This is a genomic window from Paenibacillus sp. FSL K6-3182 (assembly GCF_037976325.1).
Classification (GTDB): domain Bacteria; phylum Bacillota; class Bacilli; order Paenibacillales; family Paenibacillaceae; genus Pristimantibacillus.
This window is the reverse complement of sequence record NZ_CP150265.1, coordinates 1,545,377-1,571,325: the sequence shown is the minus strand read 5'-3', so window position 1 is coordinate 1,571,325 and position 25,949 is coordinate 1,545,377. Positions and strand designations below refer to the sequence as shown.

Here is a 25,949-nt window from a genome sequence, read left to right as displayed (position 1 = left end):
AATTACTCAGCCTCCTCTCCAGCAACCATATCAAGCGATGTCGGACTATAAGCGACAACTAGCTTCAAAGAGCCTCCCTTGCATAAGCTGTCGAGCTTAAGCCATTGTTCCTCCGACAAATTTAAATTCAAATAATCAATCATTCCGTTAGCTTCCCGCCTAGACGCATACATTTGCTCTTTATTTCCCTCAGCCAGCGAAAATAAATTCGGGTTCTCAATATTATCTATTTCGACGTTGCCAGATGTCTTGACCGAGGCTACAGTAACTGCCTCAGAGAAAATCCTCATCGATGGAGACGCATCACCTGATGCGTATAGAAGCACCTTATCACCTGCTCTGATCCCATTCGAAATCGAGCGTATATACTCCTTCGGAATTTGAAATGTCGACTCGCTTCTTCTAGGCTGCAAATAATAATCATCGACCTTCCAGATCAAGAGCGGCTCCCCTTTGCCAAGGGGGATCATCGTTTCCTTCCCAGCAGCCTGCTCCAGCTTCAATACCATGTCGGAGACATATGCGGATTGCGGAACCAGTTTATACTCTAAATCACTTTCCTTAAGCCGCTCGCCAGCCCCAATAAATCGTTTGGGTACGAGAACAGCTACCGTCTCCTCCCCCTGGATTTGAATTCGTTGCAGCTCATACATGCCATACACGAGGCTTGCCGACAACACCGCAGCTGTTAAACTAATGATTGCATTTCGTCTCTTTTTCATCCCCATTCCTCTCTGAGCACAAAAAAAGAACGCAGCAGCAGCCAACTAAGGCGTACTACGTGCGTTCTTCGCATAATAAAGCTCATATATAGGTTTGCAATAAGTAATTGAATTCATAATAGCAAATTGAACTTTCATTTGTCTATCATTATTTTTCCAAGTTCAACAACATTCAGTAAAAGTCGACAAAAAAAGCCATTCAGCAGAAGGGAAATCCCCTTCCTATGCCAAATAGCCCTCTCACTCATTAAAAATCAATTAATCCAACGCTGATTAACAAAGCATCATCAACTTTACGCATCGTTTCGTCATCCAAATGCGTAATCTTATCCGTTAATCTTTGCTTGTCGATCGTCCGAATTTGTTCAAGCAATACGACGGAATCACGATCAAACCCATGAGCGGCTGCATCCATTTCAACATGGGTAGGCAGCTTTGCCTTTTGAATTTGAGCTGTGATTGCAGCCACAATTACCGTTGGACTAAAACGGTTTCCAATATCATTTTGAATGACCAAGACGGGGCGAACACCACCCTGTTCCGATCCGACGACAGGCGATAAATCCGCAAAAAAGACATCTCCACGTTTTACAATCAACCTCTACACCCCGCTAACGAGACGGCCTAACGTATGATCTGCTTCTTCCTCCGCTTGAAAAGCTTCCGAGGCCATGTTCAGGTTTATTTTCGCCATTTCCATATACCCGCGCTGCATGGATTCTCGAATTTGACGTTTTTTGCGCTCCACCAAATACAGTTTCATGGCTTGCCGAATAAATTCGCTGCGGTTGGAGTTTTCCTTGGCTACAATCCCGTCAACCTCCTCCAGCAAGTGATCTGGCAGGCTAATCATGATTCTTTTGGTATTTTGTACATTGGCCACCGAACTCGCACCCCCAAAACTTTTCCATAACCTTAATACACATTATGACAATATATTGCCGTCGCTATACTTCAACATATCTATGATAGCCGTATATCAAATATGCTGTATGTTTTCATGTATAGCCATTATAGATGATCTGCCTTACTACATTCGAGATATTTGGCGAAAATCCTCTTCATTTACGAAAAATTGTAAGATGAAACAATTACCAATTCGAATGATGTCTAAGTTAGGGGGTTTTGCACAGCTATTATTTGGTTACCTCTGACATATACGCGAGGTACTCGTGTAGCAAGCATGCAGATTAATTCATAATTTAACGTTCCTAGCTGCTCAGCTACTTCCTCCACTGTAATAGCCTCATTGCCCTGGCGTCCAATGAGCACAACCTCTTCACCTGGCTCAATTGGCAACGCTCCCGCATCAGAAGCTGCATCAAGCGCTATCATACATTGATCCATACATATCGTACCTCGGATTGGTACTTTTACACCTCGTACAAGTCCGTGGGCTTTACCCGTTAGCATGCGACTAAAGCCGTCTGCATATCCAATCGGAAGTGTTCCGATGATTTCTTCGCTTTTTGAAAAATAACGAGTGCCATAGCTGATTCCCCAGCCGGCAGGTACTTTTTTGACCATAACCACTTCTGTTTTCAGCGTCAAGACCGGCTTCAGCTCCACTCGCTGCTGATTAACTTCTTCAGAAGGATAAAGACCAAACATACTAATTCCTAATCTTAGCATACCATCCGCAAATTGCGGAGTGTCAATGCCTGCAGCGCTGTTTGCCGCATGAATAATCGGTATAGGCAATCCATTCTGCTGGACATAATCTGCCACTTCTCGAAATCGCTCGTATTGCATGATCGTATAGCTCTTATCCGCTTCATCCGCACGCGCATAATGCGTAAACAACCCTTCAACTTCAACTTGAGGTATCTGCAACGCCTTTTCAATAAAAGATATCGCAGCGTCTTTCCCGATTATGCCGAGCCGTCCCATTCCGGAATCGATCTTGATGTGAACTTTAAGCTTTCGTCCACTTATGTCAGGCGGCAGCTTTGCAGATGCTTCCATGATGTCATCCCTGAACAGGCTTATTGTAATATCATTGCTTCTAGCGACAGACAAGGCATCCGCAGCCACGAATCCAAGTACAAGAATCGGGGTTAGGATGCCTGCCTTGCGCAATTGCAATGCTTCATCAAGAAAAGCGACTCCTAAATAGTCCACGCCAAAGCGCTCTGCTTCCCTTGCTATTTCTACCGCACCATGTCCGTAAGCGTTAGCCTTAACGGAGGCCATTAGCTTGCAGTCCTGTGGCATGGCATTGCGAAAAGCTTGTAAATTATGTCGTAATGCATCAAGTGATAATTCAACCCTAGTCGGGCGATAAAACGAATCCAAGTCTTTCACCTTCTCCTCATCTTTCAGCCACAACAGTCCGAGCAGCAAACATCAATAGCAATAATGTTAAACCTTGCTGCTAAGACTGTCAATGAAACGAACCTCGGAATTGGCTAGTACGTCTTGGAAATTCGCTCTTTTCCCCGCTTTATTTCCCGATTTCTCCCTGTACCGACTGTGCGACCTTAAGCATTTCGGACTCAGGCAGATTTGCACTGGTAAGCCGGAACTGATGACCCTCGTAAGTCCAGGTGAGCGTCTGTTGTTCATCACCGCTGAGCTGACCCCACGTAAAGCCTAGATCGACCATCACCCCATCTACTAGGGAGGCTGCTTGATCTTTTGGCTCCGTCTGAATCAACGTATAGCTATAATCGCCAGTGTAACGAAGCATCAGACCAGGATTACCGCCAAACTTAATATCGACTAATTCTGGCTCGCCCACACCATCTGGAATGTACGAAGGTTCCATTGCTGTGAAATTAGTGGCTTCAGGAGTAGTACCCGTTGCAGCTCCATCGTCTTCATTTTCCGCAGCATTGCCGCTATTGTTCGTTTCATTATTACCGTCTACTGCACTGTCAGTTCCTGGCTTATTCCCGTCTTTGTCCACTTTATTTCCTGGGGTTCCTGCTTCTACTTCAGTATTCGAATTTGTTCCCTTGTTGCCGGGTTGCTCCGGCGTAGTCATCGTTGGCTCTTCCGTCTCTTGATTAGTAGGAGCAGCATTCATGTTTGCTTCTGTCTCAAACACAGCTTTATCAAATTTTGGACCAAAATCAAATTTGTCAAATTTCACTTCGACCATTACCGTTGCATTCGTATCGCTGACCTCAACCTGAACCGGCTTGTAGTCTGCTTTATTAAGCCAAATCTTTTGACGAGACAATGAACCATTGTTGTAATTAGCCATGACATCAAACACGTAAGCATCTTGATCGATTACAAATTGCCGCGAGTTATCAACTAGAATGCTTTGAATGAGCGTTTGATATAAATATACTTGCCCTTGGTTTTGCGGCCAATCGCTTTGGAAGCGGAATACTTTATTCAGCTTCGGTGTGAGAACGAATACGCCGTCGTCATTGCGAAGCACGATTTGTGTAATGTCCTTCTCTTCATTTGTCAGCTTGATCCGATAAAATTGCGGCTTTTGATAGGAAACCTCCACCTTGTATTCGAGTGGCTGCTGTCCCGTTCGCAGCGTCATCGTCCCGCTTCCTTGATAGCTCTCCATACTGTTTACTACCTTGTCGAGCTCCTTAACCACGGACTCGGCGTCCTTCGTTCCGCAAGCCGCTAATACTAATGAAAAAATTAATAATATTGCCGCGGTCCATGTCATGCGACGCATGTAATCATCCCCTCTGCACATTGTTTTTTACTGGCTGATAACATGTCTATGAGGGGACTTGACCAATTATGCGGACTAGTTTGACAAGCAGGGGCTTGGATCAAAATATATGGCTATCTCAGCCCATATTGACGCGCTAGTTTCTTTAGCACAACCCGTTTAGCAGCAGCATCGCGCATCTAAGCGCATAAATACACTTATTCCACCAACTACTTTTCAAAACTGCTCAAATAGATGCACTTCTGCACCTATATACTTCATTTCCATCATATTTTTTGTAAACAGGTGCACTTCTGCGCTTATTTACACTCCATGATCGGTTCACGCACATTCTAATCACACTACCAACACTCTGCCTATACAATTTACATACGGTCCAATCGCACTCCTTACACACCCTTCACAAAAGCACGCTCTCTCACGTAACTGGCCGCCGTTTCCAACAAATTTCAAGAATGTAACATTGGCTAGTTTAGTGACCACACACCTGTTAGCAACAGCATCGCGACATCTAAGCGCATAAATACACCTAATCAGCCAACTACTTTTCAAAACTGCTCAAATAGATGCACTTCTGCACCTATTTGTGTAATTTCCACCTCATTTATTAAAACAAGTGCACTTCTGCGCTTATTTACACTCCACGATCGGTTCACGCACACTCTAATCACAATACCAACACACTCTGCCTATACAATTCACATACAGTCCAATCGCACTCCTTACACACTTCACAAATGCGCGCCCACACATGCAGTCGCCACACCCTACTAGATCCAAGGATTCAAAACTAACTAGTTTAGTGAACACACTCCGATTAGCAACAGCATCGCGGTATCTAAGCGTCTAAGTGCATAAATACACTTATTCCACCAGCTACTTTTCATAACTGCTCAAATAGATGCACTTGTGCACCTATTCTCGTCATTTCCAGCAAATTTATTAAAAACAAGTGCACTTCTGCGCTTATTTATACTCCACGATCGGTTCACGCACACTCAAATCACACTACCAACACTCTACCTACACTATTCACATACAGTCCAATCGCACTCCTTACACACTTACAAATGCCCCCCCACACATCCAGTCGCCACTCCTTACAGATGCCAAGAATATAAAATTAGTTAGTTTAGTGAGCACACTCCGATTAGTAGCAGCATTTAAGCGCATAAATACACTTATTCCACCAGCTACTTTTCATAACTGCTCAAATAGATGCACTTGTGCACCTATTCTCGTCATTTCCAGCTCTTTTGTTAAAAACAAGTGCACTTCTGCGCTTATTTACACTCCACGATTGGTTCACGCACACTCTAATCACACGACCTTCACAATTCATATACAGTTCATTCGCACTCCAACACGCTTTTCGAAAGCGTATTTAGACAGCTAAAGTATAGTAGAGGGGTTCCAGGGGTTCCAGGGGTTCCAGGGGTTCCAGGGGTTCCAGGGGTTCCAGGGGTTCCAGGGGTTCCAGGGGTTCCAGGGGTTCCAGGGGTTCCAGGGGTTCCAGGGGTTCCAGGGGTTCCGAAGGTTCCGAAGGTTCCGGTTTTTTTGTGGGTTCGGGGGTTCGGGGTGTTCTGAGGGCTTTGAGGGCTTTGAGGGGCTGCTACAGGGGCTACAGAATCCCTGGGTTCCCTGATTCCGTCTCTTGCTTATCGGCTGCCAGAATCTCATCTAACGGGTCGAGCAGCGTTTGTTTACACGTCAACTACTTAAACAAGCAGCCATGCATCAGAATAGAAAAATAGCGATACAGGAATAACTCCCTATATCGCTATTTTTTCAAATACTACTTCTTAGGATAGCCTGATCTGTAATGCAGAGAACTCCACTAGTCCTCTAAAAACTTTAAATCTATTTCAAATAGTCGAACAATCTGCTCAATACAATCGCTGCTTCCGCTCTAGTCAGCTCTTTGTTGGCTTTGAGCGTTTGATCCGGCATGCCTTTCAACAAGCCTGCTTGGATACAAATAGCCAGCGCATTTCTGGACCAAGCGGCTGCTTGATCTTCGTCTTTAAAGCTCGCTAAAATGGCTTCTTCAGAAGTCGCAAGAGTCGGCAGCTTACCTTTCATTTGCAGCACTCGCGTGATAATGACAGCCATTTCCTCACGGGTAAGGGAACGGTCGGGCTCGAATCGTTTGCCTCCTGTTCCTTGCAGCAATCCGGCTTCCGATGCAGCCGATATCACATTGTTGTACCACTTGTCCCCACGCACATCTTCAAACGATTGAGGAGTGCTTGCTTGGAGATTGAATCCCCGAGTGAACATAGCCGCGATTTCAGCGCGAGTAATGGACGCATTAGGGTTAAACTTGTTCTCTGATACGCCTGTTAGAATGCCTTTGGCTGCAAGAGCTTCAATCTCTTTTCTAGCCCAATGGCTGGCTGTATCTTGGAAAGTCACTTTAGTACCCGCTCCCGGATCTGTGCCTGTGCCTGGATCAGTGCCCGTTCCCGGATTTGTTCCTGTTCCAGGATTCGTCCCTGTTCCTGGATCTGTACCCGGCCCGCTGTTGTCCGCCTGCACTTGCACCGTAGCGATCGCTTTAAGCGTCGTACCTGCAACCGTGCCTTCTACCTGAAAAGTACCAGTTTGCGCATAATCGGAAGCTTTGATCGCATTCCAGACGACCAAAAGATCTTTAACCGATTTGTCACTGTAAACAGCTCTCACAGTCTGAGGCAGCACTGGCGCCGTTCCAACCGTCGTGGTTACCGAAACTGCCTGCAAGCTTACAATAGCGATGACATGAGTCTCCAGCTCACTCACAGCCTTCTCCAAAGCTGTCCTCGCCGATTCAATCTTTTCTATTGTTGCTTCAGCATTGCTGCTTACTTCAATAGCGCTTTGTAGAGCCGCCGCAACAGTCGCCCATGTCACAGGAGTATACTCCGCTTCTTTAAGCGCTTGTGCATCTTTAATTGCTTGCAGCAGGAGCTCCTTGGCGTAATCAACGCCTGTAGTTTTGATATAGAAATCATCCAATATGAAAGCATAATCGGAAGTCGCGTTACCTGCGCCTTTGGCAATCATTTTAAACACGACCTGATAATCGTCTTGGGCCCCAGTGGTGAAGGTTTGGCTAAAGCGGATGTAGCCATCCTCTGCCTTAATCCCCGAATTAGGCTTGTTTTGCAGCGTTTCCTTCAACACCGCAGCACCGGTCGAACGAGACAACACGCTGACCTCATAGGTAACCCCATTTTCCATCGTATAAACAAAGCCAAGCTCATACGTCTTATTCGCTTTTAATTTAATGTCGGACTCATTTGATTTGATCAGTCTGCCCACGTCAGTTTCATTCAGCTTTAATGAATTCTGACCATTCAATACCCAAGTCATGACAGGACCGATTTTTTGATCAGCTGCCTGAACAATCGGATTGTTGTCATGCGGGTTGCTCTGATCCGATGCGATATGAATCATTCGACTGCCGCCTCCATACTCGAAAGGCCCCCAGCCCTCATACACATTCTCAAAATCTTCCTTCACGACGTAACCAGCTTGCTCAGCACCGCTTCCCGCCGTCAGATGCTTCCAAATTCGGACATCATCGAATAGCACAGTGCCAGCTCCAGCATCTGCGATTAACTTGATTGTTGCCGTTGTCGTACCTTCTGGCACCTTAAATTTCACATTCATTCTCTGCCAAGTTGTGTCTACATATTTAAATGAACTTTGATGTGAACCGTCCAAGCCTGTTACATAATTGCTGTACGTTTTGCCGTTCATGGTTACCTGTAAAGAGGATTTTCTTCCTTTAACGGTTTGAGTCCATACACCAACCGTATACTCTCCTCCCGGAATCAATCCAGTGATTTGCTGAGACAACTCACCAGCACGGCTTCCAATTTCCGCATAGCGGTTCCAGTTGGACCTTACCATCTCTTTTGTCGTGTCGTATCCAACATCGCCTTGAACGACCTTAATGGAAGCATTGGCCGTATCCTTAACAGACCATGATCCTTCAACATTAAATTTCTCCGAATTGAAAGCAAAGTCCTTAATCAGGCTGCCTTCTCCCCATTCACCCGCAGAAGGAATCAGGTTTAAAGCATCTGCTGTTGCAGGGTAAAGAACATAAGGCGTATTTTTGCTTGCCTTCGCAATCGTTAGCGATCCATCCACCGCAACAATCGTATCTACAAGCACCTTGCCTTGCTGCGTTAATTCATACATGTTAAACGATGCAACGTCTTTAAAATCATTTGTCAGTTGCCAAGTCGTCGTATTACCGGTCGTATTCCAGTGGTACAATTTAGCTCCTTCGTTTATGCCTAGAGGCTGGTTGGTCTTCACATCCCACAGCCACGGGATCAAGGAGTCTGCTTCGCTCGTATGACGCTCGGCTGTATCCGTCGTTGTTCCGGTATCTTTCCAAGAAGAGATGACTTTCCCGTCTTTGGAAAGCTCAATCTTGTTGCTTGCTTTATTTCGTTTGGATACAACATTTTGTTCAAAGGTCACTTGATCCGTCTCATATTTCATGACGCCATAATGCTGCGTAAATTTTGTCGGAAGCACTTCATTGAAAAACACGGTTACACCCTGTTGAATATCTGGCTTCGAATCCCCCCAAGTCGCTACGACCGGGATTTTCTGGCCTTTAAACAGCGCGTTGCCGACGAAAATATCGAGGTCATTTTTAACCAATCGGTAAAGAATGCTTTTGTTCCCTTGGTTCGGATAACCCAAATCCGTTCCCCAATGGACAAATACCGATCCTGGCTCAATCGGCCCCGCAAATTCGGTTCCTACTTTCAGCCCCAAGCCATTTGCATACTGCAGCAATTTATAAGCGTTGTAATCGTTGCCTGTGTATACATCGATATAATAAAAATCCAAAGCTGGGTCATTCGGGTTTGCTGGATCTTTGGTGAGATTGTACAAGTTTGTAAATCGTGACTTCAGATCACCACTCAAAACATCCTTTGTCTGATCTACATAGTAGCTCGTATCGATCCAATCCCAACCTTTTGCTAGCCGATCCTGTTTATATCCGTTTGGCGTAGCGCCTGTCAGATTGGAATAGTTCAGCTCGTTTGCATCAAGATGGTATTCTGTGGCGTTTAAATGAACGCCGACGCGAAGATTATATTTGGCCCCTTCGTCAATCAAGTAGTTAAAATCGGCTAATCCGCCCTGTCTCACCCCAATGTTGGAGTAAGAAGGAATATCATCGTCATGCCCTTCCGCCTGATAACCTTTTTCCAAAATCATTTGACCAAAGCCGTCGGAATAATTGTACAGCACTTTACCGGTGTCCAAAGCGTTCAGGAACGGATCATTTGCCTGACTAGCGAAGTTGAACGCAATGTACATCATATTGTTTTTCATGTCTTCGGCGCCGAACGGCTGCACGTATATTTCTTTACGATAAGCCACAGCAGCATCCTGCCAGTCTACCTTCCCATCGGAATTGCGATCCTCGGTAAGAACAACGTTATACCACGGCAGCGCTTCCTTTTCATTGCTCTGGGTATGACGATAAGTCCACGATCCTGGTTTTACGGTAAGCTTGTTTACAAGGGACTTTTTCTCGGCGTTAACGAGTATCTTATTTCCGCCGCTCATCACGTTATTTTCCATAGACGCGCCCAATCCTTCTGCGCTCACCATCGTCATCGTTGCGCCGAATGAACCGGTTTGATTCATTTTGGACATGTCATCAACCAGCTCTTCCGAAATCCCGTGCCACTTGCCGTCAGACTTGTTCCAAGCATACGTCGCGCCTTTCATTGAGCTATCCACATAGAAGAGTGAACTGTTCAACTCGAGAGATCTGACAACAAAATCACTTTTTTCTTGAATTTCGCTCACTTCGAATCGAACAACGTTATTTTCTTTTGCTTCTATGAAAGCCTTAATCACCACGCCAATTTCGTCAAAAGCCATCGTATAGGCATATTTGCTTTCGCCAACCTTTTCCGAAACCGTCTGAGCTGTATACTCCGTATTGTTAATTTGTAATGTATTGGTTTGCTCGTCTGCTGCTTTCATCGTCTTATTGCCGACCTGATAAGAAAAAATACTCGGAAAACCCTTATTCAGCGTCACAGTCAAATCGTCTTTGGTGATCGAATCAAGCTCCGCCGCAAGCTGGAGCCTTGGCATGGATTCCTGTTCAACCACTTTGAGATTGGCAATCGTCATTTCTTTGGCGCTATACCAGGAACGCACTCCAAATTTCCCAGCCCCTGAGGTCACCGTATTATCCGTAACCGCGCCCATATCCGTTCTGTTGCCATCAACATCAGTAATAGCGAAAGTAACTGTGTTACCGATCAGATTCAATTCGATTTTATACACAGTATCCGCCGCCATGGAATACGCAGTAGGGAAGTTGGAATCGTTGCCGTTTGCAGAAAGCTTCCAAGTTCCATTGATGTCATGAACGATAGATACGTAGCGGTTATCGTCATATCCTCTCAAAATAAATCCATAGCGCCCTCCGTCTGTCCCAGCGCCTACACTCGTCTTGAAATCAAAGGTCACTTTCTGATCGACAACGTCTGGACTGTTATTATCGGTAACGAGAGATACGCCGGGCAGCCTTAATTTAACGCTGCCTTCGCCGCTTTCCAGCACGGCCGGACTGCTCGAATCCATCGCGCTCCAGTTAGGCGTTGCGAAGTCAGGCTCATAAATTCTGATTTCTTCTGCGGTCATCGCATCCATCTCAACTTGCATCACTTCATTTCCAGGATTATAAATTCCAAATGCTCCCGGGGTGAAGTTTTTCGTTTGGACAGTGCCCGCCAAAATGCCATTCACATAAAGATTCAACTCATTTTCGATCAACCGCACCCGCAAAATAAAATCTTTGCCAGGTACAATTTCAACGTTGTCTCCGATAGTTATTTTCTCTCCACCGTTAGGTTGATACAACCATTTTCCTTGACCTTCATAATAAATGGCTGCATTGCCGATTTTAACTCCTGCGGACGAAGCATTTGTCCTCATCTTGACCTGGTATACGCCGTTTTTCACAGGTACGATATCTTCATTTATCGCAACCGATCCCGAAGCGATACTGCCCTTCAAATAACCATCGACGACTTGACTGCCGCCGAGTCCTGTCCAGTTCATACTTGAAGCTGTTTCATAATATTGTTCATAATACATCTTGCCTGCGACAGGGGAAGTATCCATTTGGATAAATTCCTCCGTGAACAAAATGTTGTCCACATACAAGTCGCCTTGCCCGTATACTCCGAATGAACCTTCTCCGAATTGTTGTCCGGACGGTAAATTCGCAGTCAACTTAGCTCCATTTATACTTAGTGTGACCGAAGAGTCGCTATATTGTAATCCGACCTTATTCCAACTCATAAGTAATGGACTCGATGAAATAGCGTCACTTGCTACAAAAGGAATAGTGCTGCCATCCTTCTCCAAAATCCAGTGTTCATTCGCAAATTTCACCAAATAGCTGCTGCCTATAGCAAAACCAATCGCATCAGTCGTAGGTTTTACATCCAGCATATAAGTTGCACTCTGCAGGAGAGGTGCGTCGTTATTCAATACGGTGCCCGTGATGCCGGACAACTTCAAAAAGCGATTGCTGCCTTCTTTGATGATGGATGAAGAGCCGCTGCTCCACCCTCCCGTAATGCCATCCTGAAAGTTGTTGCTGTATTGCACCAATTCCTTTGGAGTAATCATTTGATTCGTATACTGCAGGTTGTCGATGTACAGCTCTACTGTGCTTCTGATTCGAAGTCCAAACAAGCCAGCCGCATCTGTAAATTCAGCAAATGTAATATCGCCAACTAGCTTTTTGTTCATATAGACCGTAATTGTTTTTCCATTAAAATTGAACAATAGATTGTTCCATTTCCCCTGAATCGGATAAGGAATATTTAAATTGCTGCCCCAACCTGAGCTGGATTCAGGCAACCAGCGATTTGGATCGACTCCGATTTCGCTAAAGATGCTTGCTGTCTCATTCATTCTGAAGCCAAATGCAAAACCTTGGCCGCTAGAAAGCTTAACAGGATTGACTAGCTTAAAGTCCAATGAAAGCGTACCCGATTGTAGCTGCGGGGAATCCAAATCGGCTCCGCGTTCTTTAGCTCCTTTTTTTAGCGATAATACCTTGTTGCCTGTAATGTCTGTTACCACTTGAGCGTTAAGTCCGGACCAACGCGGTGTGTACGCCAGGTCTTCGTAATTTTGTACATAATTGATGATATCTGACGGTTTTTCGATTTGGCCAACGCCTTGAATGTTAATATCCTTCAAAACGACTTGTCCCGTCGCAAAACGTTTATACAAGGCCACCTGACCTATTGCTGCCTTCAGATTTAATAAATTTGTTTCCTTGTTGTAATAAGTAACGCCATCAACGATAACCAATAGCTTGTTTCCGTTATAACCAATCTTGATTCGGTAATCGGTATCCATTTTCAACTCAGGTCCTTCAAAGGATTCCCACGCGCCAGAACCATCTGGGCTTTGAATGATCCAAGTCGTACCCGCATCATAACGAATAGACAATCCTTGGGTAGAATTATAGGCACCGATTACAAACCCGATATTGCCTTGCGTCCCGCTGGTGTAACGCAGCATTGCATCGATTGTGCCGGCGGACAGCCATGGTCCTTTATCCCAAGCAGCAATAGCGATATTTTTTTCTAACGAATTCATATCTACTGTAAGCCCATTGTTAACCGATGTAGTCCCGTTTCCTTTCATAAAAGTCATCAATTCGGGCTGCATGGACTGATAGTTGTTGCTGTAGGAAACGACGCTTTGTCCATCTGGCACATTGCTCGTGATCTCATTCAGAAATACTGTAAAATCGTTCTCCCTCACTGTAATTTCTGCGGAAGCCTTGAGGGGAGTGCCTTGAACGGTGCCTTCTACTTTAAAAGCTCCCGCCTCAGCATATTGCGAGGGATCAATTTCGTCCCAGCTTACCTGAACTTGTCCAACGGATTCATCGCTAAATACAGCTTGTACCTCCAGCGGAAGAATCGGCGGGTTCCCTATTGTTGTGTCATTCTCGATAGAGGGAATGCTCGCGATCGTTTTTACCTCAACGACTTCCTCTGCATAGGATACCGCACTTGGCCATACAGCCAGTTGACTCAAAATTGCGAAACAAATCATCCAAACATACAATTTGAAAACCGTGCTTTTTTTCCTCTTAATCATCTTTCACCCATCCTCCATGGTAATCTGATCCTAATCGGATTTTATTAGCATAGAACAGATGAAAGCGCTTAAGAATGATCATTTTTGTTAGAAGTCTGATCTTTTTTGAAAAAAGTCTGTCTGGGATGGGGCGGGTGCTATGGTGTTGCCCGCTCAGTTGCATCTAGGTTATATGTTAATCGTAATGGCTTTATTTAGGTACACAGTTAACCTCAATTGCTTGATCTAGGTGCCAGCTAACCGTAATGCCTTAAATTAGGTGCAGAGCTAACTGTAATAGCTTCATTTAGGTACATAGTTAACCTCAATTGCTTGATCTAGGTGCACAGCTAACCGTAATAGCTTCATTTAGGTACATAGTTAACCTCAATAACTTGATCTAGGTGCATTTCTGCACCTATTCCGCCAGCTACCTCTCAAATCCGCTCAACTAGATGCACTTGTGCACCTATTTGTGTTATCTCCATCAAATTTGATAAAAACAAGTGCACTTCTGCGCTTATTTGCACTTTACGATCGGTCACGCACACTACAATCACACAACATACGTAAACCACTTATACTCTCAAATCACACTACCTACACAAATGTCATACTGTTAGTTTAATAGCACTCCTTACACTTAACATACAAATCGGACTCCTTGCACGCTCTACAAACGCATAACCCCCACACCTAATACACTTCACATATTCACACTGCTGCGTGTCCAGTTACTACTATCTACAAAAGCCAAGAAGAATAAAAAGATGGCTAGCTAAGTGAGAACCCCAGTTAGCAGCAGCAACGTCATCTAAGTGCATAAGTGCACCTATTCCGCCAGCTACCTTTCAAATCCGCTCAACTAGATGCACTTTTGCACCTCTTTGCATCATTTCCATCAAATTTGATAAAAACAAGTGCACTTCTGCGCTTAATTACACTTCACAGATGGTTCAAGCACACTATAATCCACTCTACCTGCACAAGCCGCCATAAACTAACTAAACAATTCACATGCTATCCAAATACACTCCTCGCACACTTAACATACATCCAACTGTACTCCGAATACACCTAACAAACGCACATTCTCTCATAGTCCAGCAGCTACTCTCAACAAAAAAAGTCGAGAGTACATGCTGATTAGTTAAGTGAGCCCCCCGGTTCATACCAGCAGTTTCATCTAAGCGCATAAATACACCTATTCCGACAACTACTTTTTCAATCCACTCAAATAGATGCACTTGTGCACCTATTTTCGTCAAATCCATCTCATTTATTGAAAATAGATGCACTTTTGCACTTATTCAAACTTTACCCGCGGTACATACACACTTCACTCACACTACGTGCACAATCCAAATTCACACCCCACACACACTACATTCACAATCCATATACATAATTTCAATCCCTCTCTACCTACACAATTCGTATGCAATTAAGACACAATCTACCTATACAATTCGTATGTAATTAAGACACACTCCACATACTCACAAGTCACACGCTCCACAAATGCACACATTCACACATATTCAGCCGTCACTTCTAATTCCTCTCTTACTCTTACTCTTACTCTTACTCTTACTCTTACTCTTACTCTTACTCTTACTCTTACTCTTACTCTTACTCTTACTCCTAGTCCTACTCCTACGTCCACTTCCGCTCCCTACAAAAAAGGATTAAAAGCCGAGCGTATCAGCTCATAGCTGACAATACGAATACCTTTTCCTGATACAACTGGACGCAGCTTGCCAACATCACACAGTCTTTTTAAATATTTGACCGCTGTACGGCGATTAATATGAAACTCCTTCATCACATCGGCTGGGCGAATGTTCTTGTTTGACCTAAACGCATAATGCAATAACTCACGCTCCAGGCGTGTCATGTTTTGCTCTTGCGTGTGAGTCACCAAATAAGGAGCCAGCAGCGACTGCAGCAAAGACGCAATAAGTTGCGGCTTTTCCTCCAACTCGTCATAAGGTATGGACACGACGCGGTATCCAAGCACTTGCAGAAATGTTTCCCGATTTAGCTCCCGTCGGTATCGAATTCGATCGGTATTCTGAACATGAGGTCCATAGCCCTTTATTTCGAAAGCGAACCTCGTCGCTCCCCGCTGCCAAACTAAATCAATATAAAAAGGGTTCCCACGCCAATCCACGACTTCATACTCCGGATGTAAATGATCAAAACTACCCATCATCGGCCACCAAACTTGCTTCAAAAACAAACGTTCACCATGCCCATGTCCACGCTGAAGCCTGCTCTTGTGCTCTCCCTTACTTGCACGCAAATGTTTTTTCAACCATTTCTCATGTTCTTCAGCAAATTCCATCTCTCATCCTCCTCAAAATGAAAAAACGTCCTTGGCTCCTCTTGTTCAGAGGAAAACCAGGGACGTTCTACGTCACACTTTTTTATTTAACTTTTTATAAGATGTCAGCCATGACGTTCTATGTCACAACTATCTTATTCAACTTTTTAAAATGTCAGCCTATGACGTTCTACGTCACAACGATCTTATTCAACTTTTAAAAGACGTCAGCCTATGACGTTCTACGACACAACGATCTTATTCAACTTTTCAAAGATGTCAGCCATGACGTTCTATGTCACAACTATCTTATTCAACTTTTCAAAGATGTCATACTATGACGTTCTACGTCACACTTGTTTATTCATCTTTTTATAATATGTCATACTATGACGTTCTACGTCGCACTTTTTTTATTCAACTTTTCAATACGCTAATGCCACATCTTAGGCAGCTGCTGTTATCGTGTACTTCTGCTCTAACTTGTTACATTCGTGCCAGTAGAGCAGCTGCCTCTGCACGAGTCAAAGTCGCGAGCGGCTTGAAGCTTCCGTCCTTGTAGCCAGTAATAATACCGGAATCTATTATTGCGCCCACCAACCCAAGGTTTGATGCTTGTATGGATGATTTGTCAGAAATCTTAGCTAAGCCGTCCGTTTTTTCGATCAACTTTAGTGCTTTTGCTGTCCATACCGCTACCTCTTCTCTTGTAATCGGTTGTTCAGGCTTGAAGCGATTTCCATATTTTGAAGCATCAATCCAGCCTTGTGTTACAGCCGATTCAATAAATGGCCTAGACCAACGCGTGCTCGGGACGTCAAGAAATGACAGGTTTTCTGCTTTAACAGAAACTTTCAGTTTCTTCGCAAGCATAGCCAGAAACTGCTCCCTCGTTACCTGAGCAGCAGGACGGTAGGTTCCATCTGGAAAACCGTCTACAACGCCAGCTGCTGCAAGTTCCTCAACGGCTCCTTTTGCCCAGTGCAGCTTCAAATCGGAAAATAAAAGTCCAGAAGTATGTTTAACCTCAATATCAGAGAAGGTTAATTCACCTGCTGAATCGATAACTGCAACTTGAAAGTTGTTGCTAATTCTACTTACTGCAGTCTTTTCTCCAGCAATAGGGAGCTCCCACTTCAACTTGCCTGCTAAATTATACGATGCAAGGGAATGACGTCCTCTACTAGCGTAAGTATTATCAGATAAAGTAAGAAGCCATTCATTCTGCTGCTGGTTGATACTATTGGTGGATTCGGGATAATTTTTCACATTAATAAAACGGATAAGCTCTTCTCCCTCGGTCACGCCAATATTCTCGCCAGGTTTAAATATAACGAGCTTATTTTCGCTTAAAAATGGTCCTGTATAGGCATATACTTTCAAATTTTTCTTCCATTTCGATTTGCCTTCTTTATCTACTGCTTCTACAGTACCTTGTGAGCTGCTCGTAACAATGGTCCCATCCTGAAGCAGCAACGGTTTATAAAATGTATTATCTGACACGCCGAGCTCATACTTCCAACGAATGCTGCCAGATGAAGCATTAATAGCGTAAAGCGTGCCATGTCTACGAATTTGTACTATTCCTGAAGGTATAGTCGCACTCTCACCAACCCACTCATCTGCCGTAGTAATAACATATAAAGTGTCTCCAGTATCATTTAAAGTTGGCTCAAAATGTGTGATCTCTCCACTCAACGATATCGACCAAAGCCGAGTATCCGAAACATTTGATGCTTCAAGATAACTGGTGACGCTGCGTTTGTTGCCATCCCTAACAATATTATTATTTGTAAATCCTGTATATCTATTACTGGAACGATCCCACCCAATCATAGTATTGCGCTGATTAGCTGCCACCATATTATGAAGAACCTGCTTGCCGCTGCTTGGATCAAATGCTGTAAGCAAACCGCTATTCGTTCCTATAAAAAGCCGTCCATCCGGTCCAATTGCAGGTCTCGCCCATACCTGATCCTTCAAATCGTATTGCCACTGTAGCTTTCCTTCCAAGCTGACAGCTGCTACCTTCCCTTGACTGCTAAGTGCATAAACCGTACCATTATCCGAGATGAGGGGAGCCTGGTATACCTCATTAATACTGCTATTCAGTGTAGGCAACGACACTCCCCATTTTTTCACAAGCTGAGCGCTATAGGTAACCCCAGGCTCATTCATATAAGCTCGCTCGTTTATCTTAATTTTCATTGTCGTCTTCAAATGCAAATATTCAGCGCTTACCTCGACTTCACCAGCTCCGACCGTATGAAGGCCCTGTTTATCAAAATAAGCAATTTTTTCATTGTTGCTGCGATAAACGATGCCTTGCGGATTGGTTTGCTCCTTGCCATCTGCCCACTTCACAGTTGCAAATAGCGAGTATGTACTTTTTGATTCAATGTACGGAAAGAGGTTCCCAAACGTGATGGAAACCGCATCGCCCTTGTTTGAGGCTTGTTTAATTTCAAACGCGATTATCCGGCCGCTCTCTGTTCCAACATAGATCGTATTGATATCCCTATATGTTAAATAAATGGGGGAATTTGTGTTGTACTCTGTTAGCTTCGTTGATTTCAAATCCGATAAAACAACTTTGTTATAACCATTTATTACATTCATTCCATTGTCTAACGAAACAACCGAACTAGCATAAAGGCCGCTCTTTATAGAGGATTGCAATTCCCCTCTTTGATTTATCCGAAGCAAGCGATTTTTAAAATATTCACTTTGCTCGGTTTTCTCAACCTTCGTCTTGTCATAACCAATCAATGAGCTGTAGAAAAGAAGGGAACCATCCTTATCCAGCTGCATTGCTGTTCCGTTTTCCAATACATTAGTATCTTCGTCGATTTGCAGCTTCCATATCAGTTTTCCTTGCGTATCAAATTTAGTAATGACAGCATCTCTCGTAACAATATAAGCGTTTTGTTGATCATCAAAAATAACAGGAGCGTATGACCTTGCGCTTAGCGAGTAACTTTTTTTCACAGCTCCCTCACTGATCACTTTAACCTCACCTGGACTTCTGTCCTGACTAAGCTGTGAACTACCCGATTGATCTCCTTTTTTCGAAGCCTCTAAATATACGATTAAATTGCCTTGCTTGTCCGTCATTGGGGTATTATAAGATGATCCATACATATTGACTTTCCAGCGCGATGAGCCGCTAGCATTTAATTCCTCCGCATAAGATATCCATTCGGTGCTTAGCTTGCCCTCAACAAATTTGGTATCTATTTTATAAGATGTAATAAAAACCTTATCCTCTAAAGTGTCTGCGTACTTTACCAAATTCGTAATATTGGTCCGTTCCAATGCTTTCGTACCATCCATACGCAGGGCAAGCAGCAGGTCCCTTGATCTCACTTGAATATAGATTAAGCCGTTACGTTGAACGACAACCTTTTGAAAGCTTGAATAGGTTGTTTCATACTCCCATTTTTTCACGCCATCTTTGTTGAAAGCATATAAATTCCCTCTTGAGCCGACATAAAGGATCCCGTCTGCTCCTATTTCGAGCTGACCTTCTCTTTCTGAAGAAGTAACATCCATAGGACTAACATCAGCAGACCACAGCTGCTTGCCAACAGGGCTAAAGGCATAAACCTTCCCTTGCTGAGATAGGATGTACACCGTGCCGTCCTCACCGATGGCCGGATTCGCAGCTGTACCTCCCTTGATGCTTTCGCTCCATCGCTCTGCTAAATAGGAAGCAGCAGGTTTAGCGTCATTCGCTTGGACAGAGGATGAAGCACCGAAGCTTGGAACACACAGCGTAAAAACGATCAGCAAGCAAATTCCGATTTTATAATAAAACCATCTGTTCATGTTGGTCCCATCTCCCATTTATACTAATTATTATCTCTAAAATCTAAATTTATAATAGTAGATTGGTTGAATAGAGTAAAGGAATTTAGCAGCCTCTCTCGCTCGGGAAGGCGGTAAACAATAATAAACTAAGTCCTTATTCAGGATTCTCAGCCAGCAATTACGGTTTCGACTGATTACACAGCAGAAGGTTTGCCTGCAGAAATAGAATTTCTAAGCTGCTCCTTTAAAGAAGCAACGCTACTACAGCTTAGCTACGCAATGAACATGTAACCCACAACCGTAATTCGCTGGTTCTACAACCTGATCATCCCGATAAGGCTGCCCAAAGGTCTAATGATTTTCGGACAGCTTTTTTATGGATTTACAATTTCATCTGAGACCAACACCAATCCAAAAGCAATTTCTAATAAAGCACAGCCTATAACTGCTATAAGAATAGCGGCAGCCCCGTCGCCCGTCGCAGACAGTCCCCGCCTAAAGCCTAGCACCGAAATGGCCCGAGGACCGTTACGAAACAATCTTCCAGAGACTACAATAAGGACATAGATGAGCTACACGAAAGGATGACTGTATATGAAAAAATTATTTCGATCAACGACAGACAGCAAGCTGACAGGTCTATGCGGAGGCATCGGACAATGGCTCGGCATTGATTCCACTATTGTTAGATTGTTAGTTGTCATTGCGGCGTTCTTCAGCTTCGGAACGGTTATACTCGCATATTTTATAGCTACACTCTTTATCCCAAAAGCAATTAACAACGACTTTCGATTTGCCGATCACTACTAAATCAAATAAACGAATGCAAATGAAAATAAAACCAAACACAAACTTTTAAGGAGAGATTATCAATGGGAATTTTACAACGAGTAGTTAGTATGACAAAGGCAGCAGCAAATGAAATGTTGGACAAGATGGAAAATCCGGTCATGATGCTTAATCATTATTTGAGAGATTTGGATGAGGAAATTGCCAAAACTGAGCATGCGCTGGCGCAGCAGCAAGCACAGGATCGCATGCTGCAATCTAAACTAAGTGAATTCAGCGGACAAGTAAGCTATTACGAGGGTAAAGCAGAGCAAGCGGCAGTTGAGGAACGTGAAGCAGAAGCTCGTACGGCGCTTGAAGCGAAGCTGCTGTATCTAGAACAAGCTGAAGAAACGGTAAGATTGCAGCAGCTTGCAAAGCAAGCGGTACTTGACCTCGGTTATCGCATTGAGGCATTGAAAGAAGAGAAAACACGGCTGCAAGGAAAACGCGCTGAGCTCATTACCCGCGTGCAGCAGACAACTGCAACCTCTTCTAGCTATTCCAACTCCCTTCATGGAAGCTCCGCTTCACAAGGGTTCGATCGGATTGAACAAAAGGTAATGGAATTAGAAGCACAACGTGAGCTTACAAAAGGTTCATACAACAGCTTACATGCTGGCGCATATGGTTCCGATCAGCAGCTAGAGCAGCGCAAAGCTCGTGTGGATGAAGAACTTAAACGGCTTCAAACTAAAAAATCATAAATACAACTTAAAGCGGCGGGCAAAGACGTATAATAACGTCATTGACCGCCGCTTTATTCGTTAGAATATTATTTTAAATTAGGATGAAGAAGAGCCAATAAATTGAAATACGCCAATTGCGATCAGTAGAACGACGAATATAAGGATGAACCACAGTACAAACTTAAGAGCGTTAGAAGAATTCGATTTACGTTGAAGTTTTTCCTCGACGTTAACTAATCGTTCTTTAAGCTCCTGTATTTCTTTTTCCTGTTGCTGCATTCTTACCCCTCCCTGGCAAATAATTTCGATTGACAAGAATATGTTATCTTTACATTTTTCATTCTTTTGTAGATTTAAAAAAACGCTAGATCATCAATATATCATGATCTAGCGTTTTTTTTATTTATTTACTAATTTTATAGCGATTCTTTAACTGTTGTTTGTTCGATGAAAGTCGACGTTGTCAGCTCCAAATTAACAAAATCGTCGTCCCTTCACCCGGTGTTGTTTTAACCGCAATCCTGCCACCCATAGCTTCAATCAGTCCCTTCGATATAGCCATGCCAAGTCCAGAACCGTTGGTGGTGGATGCGGTATCCGTGCCGCGATAATAACGCTCAAAAAGCCGATTCAATGTAGCTTCATCCATACCGTCGCCATCATCGGTGAATTTTATCGTTATTCCGCCACCTTCTTCAGTCGCCAGAAGCGATACCGTCAAAACGGTACCAGGCGGGTTATGAAGCAGCGAATTAGCGGTTAAATTATTAACCACTCTCTCCAGCCAAGGCGTATACAGTTGGACCCAAACATCATCTTGCGCAGCATGAAATACAATGCGCTCTTTTCCATAAGCAGGATCAGCGGCAGCCTGCTCAAGCGCTTCATAAAGCCAGGCGTTCAGTTCAACCTTCATCGTCTCAGGAGGAAGAATTCCCGACCTCAATCGGTACGTCATAGCAAGATCGCTGATCAACATATCCATATGAGCCGATTTTTCCAGCATCGTCGAAGAAAATTTACGTACCTCCTCCTGAGACCAATCATATGCCGGCTCTGCTAATAAATGGGCATAACCAGTTATAGAGGATAACGGCGTCTTCAAATCATGGGTAACGCCAGCAATCCATTCTTCTCTTAGGCTTTCCGTTTGCTCCCGCATCGCTTGCTCTCTCTTCAACGCATTGGATAACTTTTCAATAGAAACCATCACATCAGCAAAAACACGATACCTTCGCCGCCATTTCCCTGCTGACGTTCGGCTTCGATGGAGACCTCTACGATCAACAGGTTCTTCATACACCGTTTTCCCTATTGAATCGAGCCACACAAGCATGTGCAGCATCGGTGCGCCAAAGCGATGGGCCTGCCATAGTGAGAGGAGTACGAACAAGACCAGTAAGGAGATAAACAAGAAAATGGACCCGATAATGACTACCTGTGCTTCCTCCGGTATCCATTTCTTTTTGCCCGAATCTCCCGCTACACTATTCGGCTCTCCGACAAGCCAGGTGTTTCCTGTTTCTGCATCATGCGAGGTTGCTATCCGGTAACCGTATCTTTCACCATACAATGTACGAAGCGCAAGTTCCGGAACGGAGTATAACGAAGGTACCGCATCGGGTTTGTTATAGGAGACCAGTTCCACACCTGCCGAATCGATCAGTTGAACAAAAGCATGAGCCGATCTTATTTTTCCTGATAAGGCATCTGGAAGGACTAATTTTTTTTCAGAAACAATGAATTCGACTTCATTTAATTGTTCCAATATAGGCTCTATTACTTTTGGAGCCCCATAGACCATTGTGTATTTCTTCCCATCCTTCTGCTGTATCCATAACGCAATCTGGTAAGGAAATGTGCTCTTCCCCATCCAGTGTTCCACTAATTCACCTGGCCCATATTGGTTGGGAACATCTTTGGGCGTGTTATAAGCACTAGCAACTTTTCCATTCTCATCTAGGCTTTGCAGCCAGCCATTGTTTTTCTTCACCTGCCTCAGCAAGCTTGGTGCAAACGTAATGCCATTCTTGCCAAGCTTAGAGGATTCTACCATCTGTTCTAACCCTACACTGGCAAAATCACGTGTAATGTTAATCTCGCTAAACCGCTGCAGCATCCAATAAAAGGTCAGCGCAGCTATGAGAAGAACGATCATTCCTGCTATTGCGAGTTGAAGAACGAACTTCACTGTTAGTTGTCGCTTAATATTCATGGCATAGTAAGCTCCTGCTGATCCGTTTTAACTAGTTTGTAGCCCATACCTCTGACGTTAACGATAAATTTTGGATTAGACGGATCAGCTTCAATTCTTTCTCTTATCCGATGAATATGAACCATGACCGTATTGTCATCACTGAAGGCTTCTTCACCCCAAACCTTCTCATACAGCTCGCTTTTACTGAATATTCGATTAGGGTTTTTGCAAAGAAAAAGCAGCAGCTGAAACACAAGTGCAGGACATGAAACAGCCTGTCCTTCAATAAACAGCTCACCTGCTGTCTCATCTAATTTAAATCGACCGTAATCAAATACGTTGGATTTTCGATTGTGGGAATCTTCCGAGGTATTTTTTAAGGCATCAGTTTCCGTTGACGAACTAAAGTACCGCCGCAGCTGCGCCCTTATGCGGGCTACTACTTCCAGCGGATTAAATGGTTTGGTAATGTAGTCATCTCCCCCAATCGCAAACCCTGTCAGCTTGTCAAAATCCGATGTTCTCGCGGTGAGAAATAAAATTGGCGCGTTCGTCGTTTGACGGATAAAAGGACATATTTCAATTCCGCTGCGCCCTGGCAGCATCACATCCAGTACAATTAAATCGTATTTTTTAGCTTCACAAGCTTCAATGGCTTCTTCACCCGATTGCACGGTATCAATATTCATGTAGCCTTCCTTGCGCAATACCGTCTGCAAAAGCTCCAGTAGCGCTTGCTCATCATCAACGAGCAAAATTGATGCATGGTTCATTCGTGCCAGCTCCTTCCGCCAACTGATGTTTATATCATCATAGCATGATTTTTTTCACTTTAAATCATTCTAATCTTAAGGGAAGCTTAATTCGTCTCCATTCACTCTTCTTAAAGTTAAGAGTGCGTTAATGATGGGTTTCATAAGAGCTAAGACTCTGCTGCTACAATGGTATTATCGGGAGGCGATGAAAATGAAAAAAGGAGCAACGAATTATATATATGGTACAGCAATGACTGCAAAAACGGCATTAGCTGCCGGTTCACTAGCTTTACTTCTGGCCGCTTGCAGCGGAGAAAATTCAGCAGTGACCACCAATACAGGAGCTGTGCAAACAATGAGCCCCACTGAGACGACGAACCAATTACTTATGCCAGACGACCTGCCAAAGGCACTGCTGGACGGCAAGTATAAGGAAATTTATGCCCGTTTTAATCAGCCTTTAAGGGATGCGGTAAGCGAAGCAGATTTAGAAAAGACGGGAGAGGAGTTTACGAATGGTATCCATACATTCGAGAAATCCTCTACTATACAGCTTAATGGTTACGATCGGCGTATATGGGTGAGTGACGAGGGGAATAAGGGGCTGCTCGGAATGTTTGATTCTGACGGAGTCATTACATCAATTCAAGTTCAGGAACTAACCTCCTCACCTGAAACCGATTCGAAGCTGAGCAAAAATAAATATGCTTTACCTTTTGAGGGCGAATGGTTTGTATTTTGGGGCGGCGAGAATGTTCTTGTGAATTATCATTATGAACTAGAGATTCAGCGATACGCGTACGATTTTATCCAAACAAAAGATCATTTTTCCTATAAAGGTGACCCGCTCAAAAATGAAAGCTATTATGCCTTCGGGAAAGAAATCATTGCTCCAGCGGATGGTATAATCATATCGGTAGTGAATGATATTTTAGATAATGCGCCTGTTGGGGTAATGAATCCGAATCAACCTGCTGGGAATAATGTCGTCATTGATCACGGTGGAGAATACAGCCATCTGGCGCATCTCAAGAAAGGCTCTGCAACAGTTAAGCCAGGAGACAAGGTCAAAAAAGGCGACGTCATAGGTCTGACCGGCAATTCAGGCAACAGCAGTGAGCCCCATTTGCATTTTCAGCTATCAGACGGACCCGAACTATTCACTGCCCGATCCATCAATGTGAAGTGGGAAAATGCGATGAAGCCGTCTCAAGGCGAAACCATTTCCTCAGCTAATTAAATAATAACTGGAGGAACAATATGATTGAATGGATTCAGCAAACGGATGGGATATGGCCATATATTGTTTTATTTTTACTCGCAGCAGCGCCGTGGTTGGATGTATTTCTAGTCGTACCTCTTGGCATCGTAGCAGGATTGTCGCCAGTAGCTGTAGCCATTATCGGCTTTGCAGGCAACTTTCTTTTGGTACTGCTCCTGGGCCTGTTTTTCAAACAATTTTCGAAGTGGAATACGAATCGGAAATTGAAGAAGGGCATTACCACAACATCAAAAAAGGAGACTCGAGCAAGGCGAATTTGGGAGCGTTACGGCCTTCCCGGACTTGCCCTGCTGGCTCCCCTTATTGTGGGCACCGACATCGCGGCTTTATTAGCTTTGTCATTAGGATCCTCGCGAAAACGCGTCATTCAATGGATGGCAGTCAGCCTTGCCGTATGGACCATTGTAATGGCGCTCGGCTCTGTTTATGGATTTAGCTATATGAAAATAATTTAATTGCGATGATCGAGCATACAGGCTCACTTAAATCCTATTGCTCAAACAGAAAAAAGGGTTATCTCACATTGGTGTATTCACCTTTG

15 protein-coding genes are annotated in these 25,949 nt (G+C 44.0%); 4 read left to right on the top strand and 11 right to left on the bottom strand.

Going from position 1 to position 25,949, the window contains the following annotated elements:
- Positions 1-2: 2 nt before the first annotated feature.
- From MHH56_RS06680 to MHH56_RS06645, 8 genes are all read right to left on the bottom strand, one after another.
- On the bottom strand, positions 3-722 hold the full coding sequence (locus MHH56_RS06680) for an SAF domain-containing protein (protein ID WP_339207425.1): 720 nt from the start codon (positions 720-722) through the stop codon (positions 3-5).
- Between the two features lie 247 nt (positions 723-969).
- Complete coding sequence (locus MHH56_RS06675) at positions 970-1,320, bottom strand: type II toxin-antitoxin system PemK/MazF family toxin (RefSeq protein WP_028609438.1); 351 nt, start codon at positions 1,318-1,320, stop codon at positions 970-972.
- Positions 1,321-1,323: 3 nt separating this feature from the next.
- Positions 1,324-1,605 carry a CopG family ribbon-helix-helix protein gene (locus tag MHH56_RS06670; RefSeq protein WP_028609437.1) on the bottom strand — a complete coding sequence of 94 codons (282 nt, stop codon included), beginning with the start codon at positions 1,603-1,605 and terminating at the stop codon, positions 1,324-1,326.
- Positions 1,606-1,832: 227 nt separating this feature from the next.
- Positions 1,833-3,017: an alanine racemase gene (gene alr, locus MHH56_RS06665; protein ID WP_339209523.1), complete on the bottom strand. Its 1,185-nt coding sequence runs from the start codon at positions 3,015-3,017 to the stop codon at positions 1,833-1,835.
- Positions 3,018-3,165: 148 nt separating this feature from the next.
- Entirely contained in the window at positions 3,166-4,362 is a 1,197-nt protein-coding gene (locus tag MHH56_RS06660; protein WP_339207424.1) for a DUF4367 domain-containing protein, read from the bottom strand.
- Positions 4,363-6,231: 1,869 nt separating this feature from the next.
- Positions 6,232-13,542, bottom strand: coding sequence for an endo-alpha-N-acetylgalactosaminidase family protein (locus MHH56_RS06655; RefSeq protein ID WP_339207423.1), 7,311 nt, complete (start codon positions 13,540-13,542; stop codon positions 6,232-6,234).
- A 1,654-nt stretch (positions 13,543-15,196) separates the two neighbouring features.
- On the bottom strand, positions 15,197-15,868 hold the full coding sequence (locus tag MHH56_RS06650; protein WP_339207422.1) for a hypothetical protein: 672 nt from the start codon (positions 15,866-15,868) through the stop codon (positions 15,197-15,199).
- A gap of 465 nt (positions 15,869-16,333) precedes the next feature.
- The gene (locus MHH56_RS06645; RefSeq protein WP_339207421.1) at positions 16,334-19,675 is read right to left on the bottom strand and encodes a PQQ-binding-like beta-propeller repeat protein; all 3,342 of its coding nucleotides are present in this window, start codon (positions 19,673-19,675) and stop codon (positions 16,334-16,336) included.
- Between the two features lie 576 nt (positions 19,676-20,251).
- Between MHH56_RS06645 and MHH56_RS06640 the strand changes: the two genes are divergently transcribed.
- Both MHH56_RS06640 and MHH56_RS06635 read left to right on the top strand, forming a co-directional pair.
- Entirely contained in the window at positions 20,252-20,467 is a 216-nt protein-coding gene (locus tag MHH56_RS06640) for a PspC domain-containing protein (RefSeq protein ID WP_076271803.1), read from the top strand.
- Between the two features lie 62 nt (positions 20,468-20,529).
- Entirely contained in the window at positions 20,530-21,192 is a 663-nt protein-coding gene (locus tag MHH56_RS06635) for a PspA/IM30 family protein (RefSeq protein WP_339207420.1), read from the top strand.
- Between the two features lie 78 nt (positions 21,193-21,270).
- Here MHH56_RS06635 and MHH56_RS06630 read toward each other — a convergent pair whose 3' ends face one another.
- The 3 genes from MHH56_RS06630 to MHH56_RS06620 form a co-directional block, all read right to left on the bottom strand.
- Positions 21,271-21,453, bottom strand: coding sequence for a hypothetical protein (locus MHH56_RS06630; protein WP_339207419.1), 183 nt, complete (start codon positions 21,451-21,453; stop codon positions 21,271-21,273).
- 184 nt (positions 21,454-21,637) lie between these two features.
- A complete protein-coding gene (locus tag MHH56_RS06625; RefSeq protein ID WP_339207418.1) occupies positions 21,638-23,389 on the bottom strand; it encodes a HAMP domain-containing sensor histidine kinase in 1,752 nt (583 codons plus the stop codon).
- Positions 23,386-24,144, bottom strand: a complete 759-nt coding sequence (locus MHH56_RS06620; protein WP_339207417.1) for a response regulator transcription factor — start codon at positions 24,142-24,144, stop codon at positions 23,386-23,388. Before MHH56_RS06620 ends, MHH56_RS06625 begins: the two co-directional genes overlap by 4 nt.
- Positions 24,145-24,337: 193 nt before the next feature.
- On the opposite strand from MHH56_RS06620, the gene MHH56_RS06615 reads away from it, so the two are divergent.
- The gene (locus MHH56_RS06615) at positions 24,338-25,366 is read left to right on the top strand and encodes a M23 family metallopeptidase (protein WP_339207416.1); all 1,029 of its coding nucleotides are present in this window, start codon (positions 24,338-24,340) and stop codon (positions 25,364-25,366) included.
- Positions 25,367-25,386: 20 nt separating this feature from the next.
- Entirely contained in the window at positions 25,387-25,863 is a 477-nt protein-coding gene (locus MHH56_RS06610) for a small multi-drug export protein (protein ID WP_339207415.1), read from the top strand.
- The last annotated feature ends 86 nt before the right edge of the window (positions 25,864-25,949 follow it).

Bases quoted from the DNA above. Each gene is read 5' to 3' on its own strand.
- MHH56_RS06680 (WP_339207425.1), bottom strand. From the start codon at position 722: ATGAAAAAGAGACGAAATGCAATCATTAGTTTAACAGCTGCGGTGTTG.
- MHH56_RS06660 (WP_339207424.1), bottom strand. From the start codon at position 4,362: ATGACATGGACCGCGGCAATATTATTAATTTTTTCATTAGTATTAGCG.
- MHH56_RS06655 (WP_339207423.1), bottom strand. From the start codon at position 13,542: ATGATTAAGAGGAAAAAAAGCACGGTTTTCAAATTGTATGTTTGGATG.
- MHH56_RS06650 (WP_339207422.1), bottom strand. From the start codon at position 15,868: ATGGAATTTGCTGAAGAACATGAGAAATGGTTGAAAAAACATTTGCGT.
- MHH56_RS06645 (WP_339207421.1), bottom strand. From the start codon at position 19,675: ATGAACAGATGGTTTTATTATAAAATCGGAATTTGCTTGCTGATCGTT.
- MHH56_RS06640 (WP_076271803.1), top strand. From the start codon at position 20,252: ATGAAAAAATTATTTCGATCAACGACAGACAGCAAGCTGACAGGTCTA.
- MHH56_RS06635 (WP_339207420.1), top strand. From the start codon at position 20,530: ATGGGAATTTTACAACGAGTAGTTAGTATGACAAAGGCAGCAGCAAAT.
- MHH56_RS06630 (WP_339207419.1), bottom strand. From the start codon at position 21,453: ATGCAGCAACAGGAAAAAGAAATACAGGAGCTTAAAGAACGATTAGTT.
- MHH56_RS06625 (WP_339207418.1), bottom strand. From the start codon at position 23,389: ATGAATATTAAGCGACAACTAACAGTGAAGTTCGTTCTTCAACTCGCA.
- MHH56_RS06620 (WP_339207417.1), bottom strand. From the start codon at position 24,144: ATGAACCATGCATCAATTTTGCTCGTTGATGATGAGCAAGCGCTACTG.
- MHH56_RS06615 (WP_339207416.1), top strand. From the start codon at position 24,338: ATGAAAAAAGGAGCAACGAATTATATATATGGTACAGCAATGACTGCA.
- MHH56_RS06610 (WP_339207415.1), top strand. From the start codon at position 25,387: ATGATTGAATGGATTCAGCAAACGGATGGGATATGGCCATATATTGTT.